Consider the following 15,289-nt stretch of genomic DNA (forward strand, 5'->3'; position numbering starts at 1 on the left):
TGAGCGCTTCGCGATGAGCGAAGCCGGGAGTGGCGTCCTGTCAGGAACGGGGTGGGGCGCGGGAGGAAAAATGGCAGGTGAACGGCGCATCCCAGGATGCGAATGCCTGCCACAGAGCCAGCAGGTGCTTGCCTGGCAATGGCGGCAAGCTTGGCGGCGTCGAGTAGATGGTCGCCGACAGGGTGGCGTCATCGAAGGCCGCGCAGGAATGATGTGCCTTACCGCCACCTTCGATGGTGCGTTCAATCACCGAAGTGATGTGCGTCAGGTGGGTTTCCGCTTTATTTTCCCAGGCAGCATGGACAATGCTATGCGTCAGTCCCAGCCATTGGGCGAACAAGATGGTAAACATCAGCAGCGGCGCCAGGACGGCGTGCCGGAGGTGTCTTGAACGGGATGGCTGGGCGGGCATCGGAGGGGCTGGATAAAGCAAGGGCGGTATCAGGACCACGCTCCGCAGACAGGGGAACTATCCGCAAGGATTGTCCTTGCGGTGTTGTCGGTATTGCCCCTGCGGGAGCGCTGGCGCGGATCAGTCGCCGTAAAGTTTTTGCTTCAGTTCGCGCCGCTGTTGCGCTTCCAGCGACAAGGTTGCGGTCGGCCGCGCCAGCAAGCGCGGGATGCCGATCGGTTCGCCGGTTTCTTCGCACCAGCCGTATTCGCCGGCGTCAATCGATGCGATCGACTGTTGCACTTTTTTCAGCAATTTGCGCTCGCGGTCGCGTGTGCGCAGTTCCAGGGCATGTTCTTCTTCGATGGTGGCGCGGTCTGCAGGATCCGGCACCAGGACGGTTTCACGCAAATGTTCCGTGGTTTCCCCGGCGTTTTTGAGCAGGTCGATTTCCAGCTGCTGCAAACGCGCCTTGAAGAACGCCAGTTGTGCCTCATTCATGTAATCCTTTTCGCCCATCTTAAGGATTTGCTCTTCGGATAACAGAATGTCAGAGGTTGGTTTGGTTGTTTTAGTAGCCACTTCGCTTGCTTTCGATACGACGTTTTTTTCAATTTTATCCGTTGATCCGGCACTTGCAGGCTTGCTGCGGGTGTTGCTGGCGCCGGATCTGGCCGTTGGTGAACTCAGTTTCTTTGTAGCAGAACTACTGGTCGCTGTTTTGCGCGTCACTTCATTACGCGTTACTTCGTTATGCGTTGCCTCGTTGCGCCTTTCCTTGTCAGCTGCAGGATCGGATTTTGTTGCAGTCGACGATTTCTTGGCTAGGGATTTTACAACAGGTTTGGGAACGGGTTTGGCAACTTTGGCTACAGCCTTGGTCGCGGTTGCTGCAGGGGCTTCGGGTTTTCGCGGCGCCCCGGCGGAGAGCTTTGCCGATTTTTCAGCTGATTTTGCACTGCTGCCAGCAGTTTTTCCGGCGACAGCAGGGGCTTGCCCCGTTTTCAGGGCTTTGCTTGATGACGTCAGTTTCCCTTGCGAGACCGCTGCTTTGGCGGCGGTCTTTTTGTCGGTCAGGTTCATGGTCCTCTCCCTTAATCAGCGGCCAAAGGACGATGCTATTGGCCTGCTATCCAGTGATTTCCCAGCGCAAAACTGCCATAGTTTATACCAAACATTGCTCCAGACCGCGAATAAAGATGTCTTTCGGCAGATTCTTGCCGATGAAGACCATTTTGCTGCCGCGTGTTTCATTTTCATCCCATCTGCCGCCGACGTCGCTGCCCATGATCTGATGCACTCCTTGAAACACCACCTTGCGGTCGGCGCCATCCATCAACAATACGCCTTTGTAGCGCAACATGCGCGGTCCGTATACCTGCACCAGGCTGCCGAGAAACTCATCCAGGCGGGCGGTATCGAAAGGTCTTTCGCTTTTGAACACAAAAGCGGCGATTTCATCGTCATGGTGGGCATGATGATGGTCGTGATGATGGTGCTCATGATCGTGAGCATGGGACGGATGGTCGCAATCGTCGCCGCTATGCTCGTGGGCGTGCTCTTCCGTTGCCAAAAAGTCAGGATCGATTTCCAGCTTGGCGTTCAGGTTGAAGCCGCGGATATCCAGGATTTCTTCAATCGGCGTGTGCAGCGGATCGAGTGTAATGACCGGCGCGCGCGGATTGATGCGTTTCAGGCGGGTAGTCAAGGCGGCGGTTTCTGCCGGGCTCACCAGATCGGTTTTGGACAGCAGCAGCTTGTCGGCGAAGCCGACCTGCCGTTGCGCTTCCTCTTGCTGGTCAAGCTGCATCATGGCGTGTTTTGCATCTACCACGGTAACAATGGCGTCCAGCATGAAGTGCATCGCTACTTCGTCATCGACAAAGAAGGTTTGCGCCACCGGACCCGGATTGGCCATGCCGGTGGTTTCGATGATGACGCGGTCGAAATGCAGTTCGCCGGCGCTGCGGCGGCGCGCCAGCGTGGTCAGCGCAACGATCAGGTCGCCGCGCACGGTGCAGCAGATGCAGCCATTGTTCATTTCAACGATTTGTTCGGTGCTGTCTTGCACCAGGATTTCGTTGTCGATGTTTTCCTGGCCGAACTCGTTTTCGATCACGGCAATCTTGTGGCCGTGCTGCTGCTGCAAGATGCGGTTCAGCAAAGTGGTTTTGCCGGCGCCGAGAAAGCCGGTCAGGATGGTGGTAGGAATAAGTGCCATGGCGGGTTCGAGAAAGGTAAAAGGGGAGAGGGTTTGGCTGGCCCCTGCGTTTGCAGAGGGCAGATCAGGCAGCTGTCTAGTGCACGCAGTCGGCGCACCAGCCTTTGATCGTCAATTCGATTTCATGCCCTTGGAAGCCTTTGCCCAGCGTGTCCTGCAAGGCTTGCTGCAGCTGCTTGCGCAGCGCCGCCGGGCTGCTGCCGACATGCTTGTCGCCGAGCGCCAGTATGCTGTCCAGGAAGCCGGCGTCGCCGCTGCCGTCCAGGCAGAACACCTTGGCGCAGCGCGTGCACTTGAAATGTCCGTGCTGGTGCTGGGCATGATGGCCAGGATCGCCATGTGTGCCGCCATCGCCATGCTCGGCGCCGGCGCTGTAGCGGAACACGCGGTCATCGCCGGCAATCTTGTGGGCCAGGCCGGCGTCGGTCAGGCAGTCGAGCGCGCGGTACAAGGTGACCCGGTCCATGTCGACGAACTGATCCTGCATGTCTTGATGCGAAAAGGCGCAGCGCGCTTCCAGCAAGGCGGCCAGGACCTTGATGCGGGCCGGCGTAATGCGCAAGGCGACCTCGCGCAGCTGTGCTTCGGCCAAGGCGGCAGCTTGCTGATGGGGGCTCGTCTTGGCGGCGGTTGCGGTCGCATTGCTGGCTACGGATTTGGATTTTTGCCCTGGATTCATGGTGTGAGGCCGGATAAATAAGGATTCAATTATGCCTGAAATGCAATTCAGTTGCATCTTTGCTGTCGTATTTGCTGCAAACAGCCTGTTTGCGCAGTTGTCCGCTGCTTGTTTTCACTTGCCGGTGATTTTTTTTGCGCGCGGGTGGGCGGCGTCGTAGACCTGCGCCAGGCGTTGGAAATCCAGCGAGGTGTAGACCTGGGTAGCGGCGATCGACGCATGCCCCAGCAGTTCCTGCACCGCGCGCAGGTCGCCGGAGCCCTGCAGCATGTGCGAGGCGAACGAATGGCGCAGCATATGCGGATGGACATTGCTGCCGACGCCGAGCGCCTGCGCGTGATGCTTGAGGCGCAACTGAATCACGCGCGGCGACATGCGGCTGCCGCGTTCGGTAAGGAACAGCGCGGCGGCATGTTCGCCCTGATCGCTTTTCAGGAGTGTCTGCCGTTGCGGCAGCCAGGCAGTAATAGCGCGTATGGCGGGACCGCCAACCGGCACGCTGCGTTTCTTGCTGCCTTTGCCTGTGACGGTTACTTCGGCGCCATCAAGATCGATCCAGCCGGCCGATTCGTAGCCGGCCTGGCGCGTGTACTGCAAATCGAGCCCGGCCAGCTCGGAAACCCGCAAGCCGCTGGAGTACAGCAATTCGAACATGGCCTGGTTGCACAGCGCCATGCTGGAGCCGGCATCGGCTAGCGAACTGCCGCTGGCGACCAAGTGGATGGCGTCGTCGGCAGCCATGGCCTTGGGCAGCGGCTTGGCGCGCTTGGGGGCCTTGACGCCTTCCACAGGATTGCTGGCAAGCGTGGTCTGCTGCGCCAGCCATTCGAAAAAGCCGCGCCAGGCAGACAGCTTGCGGGCTATGGAACTTGGGCCCAAGCCGCGCGAGTGTAATTGGGCGGCAAACTTGCGGATGTGGAAATGGCTGAGCGCGGCAAACTCCCACTGTGCGCCCAGCGTTTGCATCAAGCTCGTCAGTTCCCTGAGGTCACGCGCATAGTTGCTGATGGTGTGTGCGGATAGCTGGCGCTGGCCCGCCAGGCTATCCAGGTAGCCGCTCAGGTAGGACTGGTTGGTGCTGGCATCCACGTTGTCGTCGATTAGTGCTGCGCTTATTCGAGCAGGCAGGCCAGCGCAGCGCTGGCGGTTTCGCCGATCTGCACCAGGAAATCGGTCGCCATGTCGGCGCTGAAGCGTTGCGCGTCGGGCGAACCCAGCACCAGCAGGCCGAAGGTAGGCGAGGATGTCGCACCGCTACGCAGCGGCAGCATGGCGATCGACTGCACCTCCTGCTCCAGCCAGGAAGCGGCTTCAAAATCATTATTGCTACCGCAGAAGGGCAGGCTCAGGCCGTTCGCGAAAATCTTGACGTCCTCAGACGCAGCCGCCGCAAACCAGGTATGCGAATAGCTTTCCGCCACGCCCCACAGCCTCAGGGTAGCCTGCGGCACCGCGAAGGTAGTGCGCAGGCCGTCCACCAGCGTGTGCGGCAAATCGACATCATTGCGCGCCAGCAGCAGGCTGCGTGCCCAGCCAAACAGTTTCTGGGCGCTGGCGTCATTTTCCTGGGCGTTGCGCACCATGTCCGCCAGCCGCAGGTCCTGCACTTTGATTTTCTCGCGCAGTATTTCCATTTGCCGTTCCTGCAGCGATACGGCGCGCCCCAGAAGCGGACTGCTGAGGCGGATCTTGCCCAGCAGTTCGGCGTGTTCTTCGAAGAAGTGCGGCGAGTCGAGCAGATATTGGGCAACGCTGTCTTGATCCAGGGGAGAGGTCATGTGCTGTGTGTCGAAGATGAAAAAAGAGAATGACCTAGGGTACACCGCTATGCGGCAGTATGACAACCGCAGGCGCGCAGAGTCGTGCGGGTGAATGCAGCAGGCAATAAAAAAAGCCCACATGGCGAACCATGTGGGCTTTTTAGATCTTGATTCAAGCAACCTGGCCCGCTTGCTGCCGCGGGTTCGGTCAACTTAAATTAGAACTTGTGACGGATACCAACAGTAACTGCTGTCTGGTTGTTTGCTGCACCAGTGCCGTCGCCTTCAACGCCTGGGTTAGCTGCGTTCTTAGCTTGCAGGAACGAAGCAAATGCATACAGGTCGGTACGCTTGGACAGGAAGTAGTCTGTACCCAGGTTGTACTGGATCAGCTTACCGTTGTTGTTCAGGCCAGTGCCATCAGGAACGAAAGTCAGCTTGTTGTACTGAACGCTGCCCAGCAGGTGCAGAGGAGCAGTCACAGCGTAGTTGACGCCCAGTTCGAAGATGTCAGCTTTGCTGTTGTTGACCGAACCAACGCTGTAGAAGTTAGGAGCACCGGAAGCGCTGGACAGAGCAGTTGTGCCGTTCCATGCAGTAGCCAGTGGCTGCTTGACGCGCGACCAGTTACCGTACAGGCGAGCAGGACCAGCTTGGTAGCTTGCGCCCAGGCTGAATACCTTCAGAGCTGTGTCGCCAGCGTTGCCAACGAATTGTGTACCGTTGGTCAGGGACACGTCAGCTGGAGTGTTGCCCAGCTTCGATTGGTAGTAAGCAGCATACGCACCCAGTGGGCCGTTTGCGTACTGACCGCCCAGACCGAACGATTGACCGCTCGAAGTTTGGCCAGCTGTTTCGCCGAAACCATAGATCAGGCTACCAGTGAAGCCAGCCAGGTCAGGTGTGTTGTAACGGATCGAGTTGTTGGTACGTGTACCTTCCAAACGGTCCAGGTTGTGACCGACGGAACCAGTTACACCACCGAAGTCTTGAACCGAAGTCCATTGGCTGACGTCGTCCAGGATGTCAGTTTGACGACCCAGCAGAACGGAACCGAAGTTGCCGCCCAGACCGACTACCGACTTACGACGGAACAGAGTGCTAGCACCCTTGTCGCCTTGCAGGGCGCCAGTGTCGTTCGAGAAGCCAGCTTCCAATTGGAACAGAGCCTTCAGACCGCCGCCCAGATCTTCAACGCCCTTGAAACCCAGACGCGAACCTTGGATAACGCCGGAGTTAACAGCAAATTTGCTGCCGTTCGCGGACGATGTGCCGTTTGGACCAGCATTTGCAGTCGAAACCTTGTTTGCGTATGTGATACCGGTATCAACGATACCGTAGATGGTGACGGAAGTTTGAGCTTGTGCTGCACCTGCGATTGCGCCGAGTACGGCCAGTGCGATTAGTGATTTCTTCATTTGACGTCCTTTATTGAGAAAACTGTCTTAAGGATCCGTACATCTTGCCGGATGGATGAACATTAAGGTGTCTGGCCGTCTATGCTGGCGGTTTGGTTTCCTGTAGTGCTATAAATTGGTCGAAATTGAAGAAGATTGTTGATTGTGTTGTATTTTTGTGACACGTGCCAAAAGCCCGACGTTGCTTTTGCAACTCAGGCTTTTGTTATATTCATGCAGGGATTGTTCGAATTTGCCATTGCGTAACAATGTAAAGTTAAGCAATGTAATTTGTGGCTTTGGACTATCCTTGAATGTCCCGGCAGCGCTAGCCGCACGGGATATTTTCAAACAACAACAAGAGATTGCCGCCAAGCGGCAAATCTCTATTTAGAACTTATGGCGGATGCCGATTGCGACAGCAGCCTGGTTGCTCTTGCCATCGTCGTTTTGCACGGCAGGGGCGGAGTAGTCACCGACCGGCGCACCGTTCTTGCCCTTGGCGTAGGAAGCCAGGGTGTACAGATCGGTGCGCTTGGACAGGTAGTAATCCGCGCCCAGGTTGACTTGGGTAACTTGTGGCTTGGAGCTGTTGCCGCTGGTGTTGCCATCCAGCGAGTACTGGGTGTGTTGTATCGAAGCCAGCAGATGCAGCGGGGCAGTCAGAGCGTAGTCGGTGCCCAGTTCAAAAATGTTCTGCTTGTATTGCTCAGGAACATTGATGCGCGACCAGTTGCCATACAAGCGAGCCGGGCCAGCCTGATAGCTGGCGCCCAGGCTGAAAGTCTTGTTCATGGTGTCGCCTTCGGCAACGGGATTCAGCTGGAACAACGGTGCAGTATCAGCGGAATTCTTGCCGGCCTTCGACTGATAGTAGCCCAGGTAAGCACCAAGAGGGCCATTGTCATAAGCAACGCCGCCGCCGAAAGCCTGGCCATTGGAGTTGGCGCCAGCTTCTTCGCCGAAGCCGTAAATGGCGCTGGCAGTCACGCCGCTGAAACTCGGCGAGTTATAGCGGATCGAATTCTGGGTGCGCGAACCTTCCAGGCGGTCGCCTACGTGCGGGCTGCCGACGAAATTGCCGAAGTCCTTGACCGAAGTGTACTGGTGACCATAGTCGTCCAGGACATCGGATTGACGGCCCAGCAATACGCTACCGAAGTTGCCGCCCAGGCCAACAACCGATTTGCGGTTGAACAGGGAGCTGTCTTGCTCGAAGCCGCCGGTGTCGGTGTTGAAGCCGGCTTCCAGCTGGAACAGGGCTTTCAGGCCGCCGCCCAGGTCTTCCACGCCCTTGAAGCCGATACGGGAAGTGTCGATGTTGCCGGAGCCGACGCCGAACTTGCTGCCGCCCAGACGGCTGTTAGCATCGACGTTACCTGCTGGAACATTGTTATTTGAGAAAGTAACGCCAGCATCAACGGTACCGTAGATGGTGACGCTGCTTTGCGCTTGTGCAGTGCCTGCGATAGCGCCGAGTACTGTCAGTGCGATGAGTGATTTCTTCATGTGACGTCCTTTATATGGAAAACTGTCTTAAGGATCCGTACTTCTTGTCGGAGGCCTCAACCTTAAGCGCTCGTGCCGGCTGTTTTTGAAATCTGGTTGGTTATTCTTTTGTTAATTTGCGAAAATGATGAAAAATACATAATTATGTTGTATTTTTATCACATAAATTGTGCCAAAGGAGCGATGTTTCAGGCGCTAAACACGGCAATCGCGCTTACTCATTATGTTGCGCAAAAGATGCATATCTCGTAAAAAATCAGCAAATATAAAATTTTTTCTATTTATAAAGGATAATTTACGTTTTGGTAATGGATGATTATGGCTAAACGTGAAGACTTGGCGATTATCCGCGCTGCTCGTGCCGGGCAGGGGCCGGCGCAGCTGGCCTTAGGTAAACGTTATCTGTTTGGCGGCAACGGTTTGCCGCAGAGCTTGTCGACGGCGCTGCATTGGCTGGATCGGGCTGCGCAGCAGCAGGAGTCTGAAGCCTGGATGCTGATCGGCAGCCATATCCCGCTGGATGTGGCGCGCGCTGCCGCCAATCCGCTCGATCTGTGCGTCTGGTACGAACGGGCGTTTGACGCCGGCCTGATGCAGGCCGGGCTGGTGCTGGCGCAACTGGTGCTGACCGGCGATAAGCAGGCAGCGATTCAACAGGCGTCGCCCGGATTGCGCGAGAAGGTGATCAAGGTGCTGGAAACCGCAGCCAATGCCGGCGTCGCCGAAGCCCAGTGGCTGCTGGCGCAGCATGCCGATATAGCACCGTCCGTCGCGCCCGAGAGGAAGAGCCCGGCCGAGCGCGTTATCGCTAGCCAGCCGCGCAAGCCGGCCGCGGTGCCGGCGGAGCAGGACGCCACCCTCAAATGGACTGCTCGCGCCGCCGACGCCGGCGTCACGCAGGCGCAGCAATCGCTGGCCCAGCTGGCCTGGGAAAAGGCCGACTGGCCGGTATTTCTGGAAAGAGCGCTGCCGCTGGCCAAGGCGCTGGCAGAGCAATATACCGACATCCTGGCGCAGTTGAATGTGCCTTCGGAAACCTTGGCGCGCCAGCTCGGCGAAGAAAACCTGTCGATCCTGCTGCGTTGCGCCCAGGTGCTGCAGAACAGCGCCAGTTTCGATGCAGCCGAAGTGCAGCAGTTTCTCGAGCTGGCGGCCTTTGGCGACGACAAGGCTGCCCAGCTGGCGCTGGGCCTGTGGTACGCCCGCATGAACAGCGACGGCGAGCGCTTGCTGGTGGGAACCGGCTCGGCCAACTATAAAAAGGCGATCCGCTGGCTGACGCTGGCCGGAGAGGCCGGTCTGGCGGATGCCTGGTATGCCTTGTCGCGGATCTACCTGAAGTCCGAATTTTCGCAGCGCAATCTGGTTGACATGCAGCGCCACCTTGAGCATGCCGCTGAAATGGGACATTGCGCGGCGCAGCTGGAATGCGGCTTAAGCGCTTGGCGCAATCGCCGCGAAAAGCTTGCCAACGATGTCCGTGCAGTGTACTGGTTGCAGAAGGCAGCGGCGCAAGGCAGCCGCGAAGCTGCCGATCTGCTGGCGAAGATTGCGGACAGCGCCGCGCCGGCGGAATGGGCCGAGTCGGCCAGGCAGCAGCTGACGCGCGAGCTGGTCAAAGCCCACCCGTTTCTGGCGGCGCGCATTGAACTGGCAACCATCTTTGGCTTGAGCCGGCCGGAAGCCTTGCTGCTCGATTTGAACCAGGCCGATTGCGGGCACTGCCTAGTGGTCGACATCCGGGTGCATTACGCGCGCAGCAAGCGGCGCCTGATCCAGATCCAGACCGGCGACGAACGCCAGGCCCTGAGCCGGATTGCGCGCTTGTTTGAAGATGTGGATTGCGGGCCAAACGGCCCGGAAGGCAATTACCGCCAGCGCCTGTACCGCTTCAAGGCTGCGGTCGCCGCGGCCGGTGATGCCGACGACGAGGCTTAATCCGCGATCTCGATTTCGCCTTCGAATACGGTGACCGCCGGGCCGGTCATCATGACTGGCTGCTGGCCGCCGGCCCAGGCAATCGACAGTGCGCCGCCATGGGTTTCGACTTTCACGGGCGTGTCCAGCAAGCCACGGCGGATGCCGGCGACCACCGCGGCGCAGGCGCCGGTGCCGCAAGCCAGCGTTTCGCCCGCGCCGCGTTCGAATACGCGCAGTTTGATGTGATGGCGATCGAGCAGCTGCATGAAGCCGGCGTTGACCCGTTTCGGGAAGCGCGGATGATGTTCTATCAGCGGTCCATCGACCAAGACCGGCGCTGCTTCGCTGTCCTCGACCACTTGCACCGCATGCGGATTGCCCATCGATACTACTGAGATCCAGACTTGCTTGCCATGGACTTCCAGCGGCCATAGCGCATCGTCGCCCTCGGTCCGGCTATCCAGGTTAGCTGCGTCGAACGGTACCGCGGCGGGCGCCAGTATCGGCGCGCCCATGTCGACCGTGATGCGGCCGTCGTCTTCCAGTCTCGGCTCGATGATGCCCGACATGGTTTCCACGCGGATGGCGCGTTTGCTGGTCAAGCCCTTGTCAGTGACGAATTTAACGAAAGCGCGTGCGCCGTTGCCGCATTGCTCGACTTCGCCGCCGTCGGCGTTATAGATGCGATAGCGAAAATCGACGCCTTCCGCCAGCGATTTTTCCACCACCAGCATCTGGTCGGCGCCGACGCCAAAGCGGCGGTCGCCAAGCTGCTGCCATTGCGCCGGAGTGAAGTCGATGTGCTGGCTGATGGCATCGATCACGACGAAGTCGTTGCCGGCGCCATGCATTTTTGTGAATTTGAGTTTCATGAGGCTATTATCGATTAAACCGTGTTCCGCTGCATCGCTGTTTCAATTCTGCTCCGGCGCCGAGGCGCTGTAAACATCGGCCTGTCCCGGCGGCCGGCTCTTGAAACGCTTGTGGGCCCAGAAATATTCGGCCGGCGCTTCCAGGATGCGGGCTTCGATGAAGGCGTTCATGCGGCGGGTGGCTTCCGTCATGTCGTCGCCGGGATAGTTTTCCCAGGCCGGATAAAAGGTGACTTTCCAGCCTTTGTAGCCAGGCAGGAAAGTTGCAATCATCGGCACCACGTTGGCTTTAGTGGCGGCAGCGATCCTGGCGGTGGCCGTCAGCGTGGCGGTCGGCACGCCAAAAAAAGGCACGAATTCCGCGTCTTTCATGCCGAAATCCATATCCGGCAACATGATGAACGGATAGCCCTCGCGCATGGCGCGGATGATGGGCTTGACGCCCTGTTCGCGGGAAAACAATTTGACCGGACGGAAGCGCGAGCGTCCTTTCAGCAGCGCGGCATCGATCACAGCATCCTGCTGGCGGGTATAGATGGTGCAGATCGACAGCGAGGAATTCAGCACCAGTGCAATGCCGGGAATTTCCAGGCAGACAAAATGCGGACAGAGCAGAATGGTGGGACCTGATTGCAAGGTGCTGAGCGGCAGCTCGGATTCGATCTTGATCAGGCGCCGCAAGCGCTTTTCGGGAGCCCACCACAGCACGCTGCGTTCCAGCACGCTGCGCGAATAAGCCTGGAAATGGCGGCGCGCCAGCGCTATCCTTTCCTGTTCAGGCAGGTCGGGAAAACACAGGCGCAGATTGGTCAGGGTGATATGGCGCCGCGGCTTCATGATGATGAACAGCAGCGAACCCAGCGCTTCACCGACCGGGCCCAGGATCCACAATGGTAAAAAATGCGCCAGCCACAGCAGCAACAGCAAGGCCCTCACGCTTGCGGCTCCTGTGCGACGGTTGCCGGGGCAACCCCGGGCGGCGTCTTGTAGCGGTTGTAGCTCCAGATATATTGCGCCGGGCAGCGTGCGATCAGCTGCTCCATCGCCTGGTTGATCGCCAGCGTTCTTTGCTCCGTCGTGTGGCCTTCGGTTTCCTTGAAAGGCACGAAGCGGATCACATAGCCGCGCCCGAACGGCAGCCGTTCGGCGTAAGAGAGGATGAGCGGCGCGCCGCTCATCTGCTGCAGCTTGGCTGGCAGCGTCATGGTGTAGGCCGGGCGGTCAAAGAAATCGGCCCATATGCCTTCGCCGTTCTGCGGCACCTGGTCCGGCAGCAGGCCGATCGCCTGGCCTTTCTTGAGCGCCTTGAACAAGGTGCGGACACCGGCCAGGCTGGCCGGCGCCAGCAGCAGGTTATGGCGTCCGCGCGCGCCTTCGATCAGCGGCTTGAGGGCTGCCTTGCGCGGCGGCCGGTATAGCGCCGTCAGTGAAGTCTTGGTGGCGATGGCCTGGGCGATGATTTCAAAACAGCCCAGGTGCGGCGTCAGGAAGATCACGCCGGTCTTGGCGTCCAGCGCCGCCTGCGCCAGCTCCCAGTTTTCGATGGTGGCGGTGCGCAGCACCCGTTGCGGCGAGGCGCACCAGATGAACGGCAGCTCGAACATGCTCTTGCCGGATTCGCTGACTGCTTGCGCCAGATGTGCCTGGTAGCCGGCCCGCGTCAGGTTCTCTTTCAGCTTCTGGCGATAGGAGGAAGAGGCCAGGTAGACCAGCCAGCCGCCGGCCGTACCTATTACGTGTAAGAAAGATAGCGGGAGTTTCGATAGCAGGCGAAAGAGTGATACGAGCATTAGCGGAGGCCTAAAAGAGCCAAACATAGCCCAAAAAGGGCTGGATTTTGCTGATTTTTTTCAAGAGGCGTAAAATAGCACAATAGTCTGCAATTCAAACAGCGCCGCTGCGGTCCCTGAGTTGCAGATAGATTGCTTATCAGAATCATCTTAATATATAGTAATCAGCATTATCCGCCGAGTTAATAGACAACTTGCGAGGCGGAATACAAATTTCGCTAAAGCGTCGCAGGCTCAACAGGTTTGACTGCGACATGGTCACCACTTGTTTTTTGTTGGAGCTTGCAATGGCACATGAATACCTCTTTACCTCGGAATCCGTTTCCGAAGGTCATCCCGATAAAGTCGCGGATCAAATCTCCGATGCGATTCTCGATGCCATCTTTACCCAGGATCCGCACGCCCGGGTCGCTGCCGAAACCCTGTGCAATACCGGCCTGGTCGTCCTGGCCGGTGAAGTCACCACTTTCGCCAATGTCGATTACATCGCCGTTGCGCGCGAAACCATCAAGCGCATCGGCTATGACAATGCCGACTACGGCATCGACTACAAGAGTTGCTCGGTGCTGGTCGGCTACGATAAGCAATCGCCGGACATCGCTCAGGGCGTGGATGAAGGCAAGGGCCTCGATCTCGATCAGGGCGCGGGCGACCAGGGACTGATGTTCGGTTATGCCTGCGATGAAACGCCGGAACTGATGCCTGCCGCAATCTATTACGCGCACCGGATCGTCGAGCGCCAGTCGCAATTGCGTAAGGATGGCCGCCTGCCATGGCTGCGTCCGGACGCCAAATCGCAAGTCACATTGAAATATGTCGACGGCATTCCTGTCGCCATCGATACCGTCGTGCTGTCGACTCAGCACGCGCCAGAGATGCAGCACAAAGCGATTGAGGAAGCGGCGATCGAAGAAATCATCAAGCCGGTGGTGCCGAAGGAATGGCTGCAGAACACCCGCTACCTGATCAACCCGACCGGCCGTTTCGTCATCGGCGGCCCGCAAGGCGACTGCGGCCTGACCGGACGCAAGATCATCGTCGACACCTACGGCGGCGCAGCACCCCACGGCGGCGGCGCTTTCTCCGGCAAGGATCCGTCCAAGGTCGACCGTTCGGCAGCCTATGCCGGCCGCTACGTGGCGAAAAATATTGTCGCCGCCGGCCTGGCGACACGCTGCCAGATCCAGGTGTCGTACGCAATCGGTATCGCCAAGCCGACTTCGGTGATGGTGACCACTTTCGGCACCGGCAAGATTAGTGACGAAAAGCTGGCGCAGCTGGTGCTGGAGCATTTCGACCTGCGTCCGAAGGGCATCGTGCAAATGCTCGATCTGCTGCGCCCGATCTATCAAAAGACCGCCGCCTACGGCCATTTCGGCCGCGAAGAGCCGGAATTCACCTGGGAACGCACCGACAAGGCCGCCGCGCTGAAGGCTGCTGCTCTGTAACAACTGAGACGGCATGGTGAGGACATGCTTCCTCGCCATGCCGTATATCGGCCACGCCAGAATCGTGCTTTGCACGATGCTAACGACTTGTTACACTGATCGCCTCAGTGACTATCCCACAAGAAAGATGCAAGCGCTTTACTTCGCCTCCGCTCGCTGTATTTTGCGTGAGTATCGTGCTTGATCTAACCAAGTCCCCCCCCATGGCCTCTGCCCCCAAACACGTACCCGAACCTGCGTCCCAGCAATTGCGCCCGGTAGTCACCGAACTGCCGCGCTTTCGCCTGGCCGCTTGGCTGGTGGCGCTGACGGCGCTGTTCCTGGTGATGTCGCTGCATATGCTGACGGCGTTGCTGGCCGGCTTGCTGGTCTACGAGCTGGTGCGCACCCTGACGCCATTTGTCCAGCGTCGCCTGACCAGCGAGCGGGCGCATCTGATTTCCGTCGTGTTCCTGTCGGCGATTATCATCGGGATTTTATCGCTGATCATTTTCGGCCTGATTGCCTTCTTTCACGGCGGCCCGGATCGCCTGCAGGTATTGCAATCGAAACTGATGGTGGTGGTCGACCAGGCGCGCACGCAGCTGCCCGACTGGCTGCAGCAGTATCTGCCCGACGACGTTGAAGATATCCGGCAAATAGTCAGCGACTGGCTGCAGTCCCACAGCGGCGAAGTGCAGCTGGCGGGCCGCGAAGCGGTGCAGGTGTTCGTGCACGTGCTGGTCGGCATGGTGCTGGGCGCCATGGTGGCGCTGAATGCGGCGCATCCGATGCCACTGTTGCAACCGCTGGCCAGCGAATTGCTGGGCCGCGCCCATTTGCTGGCGGATGCCTTCCGCCGCGTGGTGTTCGCCCAGATCAAGATCTCCCTGCTGAACACGACCTTGACGGCGATCTTCCTGCTGGTCGTGCTGAAGCTCGCCGGCATCCACCTGCCTTTGACGAAGACCATGATCATCGTCACCTTCCTGGCGGGTTTGCTGCCGGTGATCGGCAACTTGATCTCCAACACCCTGATCGTGCTGGTCGCCTTGTCGGTGTCGGTCTATGTGGCGTTGGCGGCGCTGGTATTCCTGGTGGTGATACACAAGCTGGAATATTTCCTGAATGCGCGGATCGTCGGCACGCAGATCAATGCCCGCAGCTGGGAGCTGCTGCTGATGATGGTGCTGGCGGAAGCCGCATTCGGCCTGCCGGGACTGGTGGCGGCGCCAATTTACTATGCTTATATCAAGAGCGAGTTGCATGAAATGGGCTGGGTCTGAGATCTGACGGATATTCACTGTGGCGGATATCCGGAAT

General features: G+C 58.6%; 14 protein-coding genes. 3 read left to right on the forward strand and 11 right to left on the reverse strand.

Annotation, left to right across the window (positions count from 1 at the left end; all coding sequences use genetic code 11):
- Positions 1-40 precede the first annotated feature (40 nt).
- The 8 genes from VNZ65_RS21570 to VNZ65_RS21605 all read right to left on the reverse strand — a co-directional run bounded on the left by VNZ65_RS21570 (position 41) and on the right by VNZ65_RS21605 (position 7,957).
- On the reverse strand, positions 41-352 hold the full coding sequence (locus VNZ65_RS21570) for a hypothetical protein (RefSeq protein ID WP_325672714.1): 312 nt from the start codon (positions 350-352) through the stop codon (positions 41-43).
- Between the two features lie 180 nt (positions 353-532).
- On the reverse strand, positions 533-937 hold the full coding sequence (gene dksA / locus VNZ65_RS21575) for an RNA polymerase-binding protein DksA (RefSeq protein WP_061946557.1): 405 nt from the start codon (positions 935-937) through the stop codon (positions 533-535).
- A 619-nt stretch (positions 938-1,556) separates the two neighbouring features.
- Complete coding sequence (locus VNZ65_RS21580) at positions 1,557-2,612, reverse strand: GTP-binding protein (protein ID WP_325672716.1); 1,056 nt, start codon at positions 2,610-2,612, stop codon at positions 1,557-1,559.
- Positions 2,613-2,688: 76 nt separating this feature from the next.
- Positions 2,689-3,291, reverse strand: coding sequence for a transcriptional repressor (locus VNZ65_RS21585; RefSeq protein ID WP_325672717.1), 603 nt, complete (start codon positions 3,289-3,291; stop codon positions 2,689-2,691).
- 114 nt (positions 3,292-3,405) lie between these two features.
- The gene (gene xerC, locus VNZ65_RS21590) at positions 3,406-4,380 is read right to left on the reverse strand and encodes a tyrosine recombinase XerC (RefSeq protein ID WP_325672719.1); all 975 of its coding nucleotides are present in this window, start codon (positions 4,378-4,380) and stop codon (positions 3,406-3,408) included.
- 23 nt (positions 4,381-4,403) lie between these two features.
- The gene (locus tag VNZ65_RS21595) at positions 4,404-5,069 is read right to left on the reverse strand and encodes a DUF484 family protein (RefSeq protein WP_325672721.1); all 666 of its coding nucleotides are present in this window, start codon (positions 5,067-5,069) and stop codon (positions 4,404-4,406) included.
- Between the two features lie 200 nt (positions 5,070-5,269).
- Entirely contained in the window at positions 5,270-6,469 is a 1,200-nt protein-coding gene (locus VNZ65_RS21600) for a porin (protein WP_325672723.1), read from the reverse strand.
- 369 nt (positions 6,470-6,838) lie between these two features.
- Positions 6,839-7,957, reverse strand: coding sequence for a porin (locus tag VNZ65_RS21605; protein WP_325672725.1), 1,119 nt, complete (start codon positions 7,955-7,957; stop codon positions 6,839-6,841).
- Positions 7,958-8,275: 318 nt separating this feature from the next.
- Between VNZ65_RS21605 and VNZ65_RS21610 the strand changes: the two genes are divergently transcribed.
- Positions 8,276-9,895, forward strand: coding sequence for a hypothetical protein (locus tag VNZ65_RS21610; RefSeq protein WP_325672727.1), 1,620 nt, complete (start codon positions 8,276-8,278; stop codon positions 9,893-9,895).
- Here the strand turns inward: VNZ65_RS21610 and dapF are convergent.
- The 3 genes from dapF to VNZ65_RS21625 are packed head-to-tail and all read right to left on the reverse strand — an operon-like array spanning position 9,892 to position 12,539.
- Positions 9,892-10,749, reverse strand: coding sequence for a diaminopimelate epimerase (gene dapF / locus VNZ65_RS21615; protein ID WP_325672729.1), 858 nt, complete (start codon positions 10,747-10,749; stop codon positions 9,892-9,894). The genes VNZ65_RS21610 and dapF overlap by 4 nt on opposite strands.
- A 42-nt stretch (positions 10,750-10,791) precedes the next feature.
- The gene (locus VNZ65_RS21620) at positions 10,792-11,685 is read right to left on the reverse strand and encodes a lipid A biosynthesis acyltransferase (protein WP_325672731.1); all 894 of its coding nucleotides are present in this window, start codon (positions 11,683-11,685) and stop codon (positions 10,792-10,794) included.
- Positions 11,682-12,539, reverse strand: coding sequence for a lysophospholipid acyltransferase family protein (locus tag VNZ65_RS21625; protein WP_325672733.1), 858 nt, complete (start codon positions 12,537-12,539; stop codon positions 11,682-11,684). The genes VNZ65_RS21620 and VNZ65_RS21625 overlap by 4 nt, the downstream gene beginning before the upstream one ends.
- Positions 12,540-12,826: 287 nt before the next feature.
- On the opposite strand from VNZ65_RS21625, the gene metK reads away from it, so the two are divergent.
- Both metK and VNZ65_RS21635 read left to right on the forward strand, forming a co-directional pair.
- Positions 12,827-13,987, forward strand: coding sequence for a methionine adenosyltransferase (metK, locus tag VNZ65_RS21630; RefSeq protein ID WP_061944715.1), 1,161 nt, complete (start codon positions 12,827-12,829; stop codon positions 13,985-13,987).
- A gap of 203 nt (positions 13,988-14,190) precedes the next feature.
- Positions 14,191-15,252: an AI-2E family transporter gene (locus tag VNZ65_RS21635; protein WP_325672736.1), complete on the forward strand. Its 1,062-nt coding sequence runs from the start codon at positions 14,191-14,193 to the stop codon at positions 15,250-15,252.
- Positions 15,253-15,289: the final 37 nt, after the last annotated feature.

This window comes from Collimonas sp. (assembly GCF_035566555.1).
Classification (GTDB): Bacteria; Pseudomonadota; Gammaproteobacteria; order Burkholderiales; family Burkholderiaceae_D; genus Collimonas.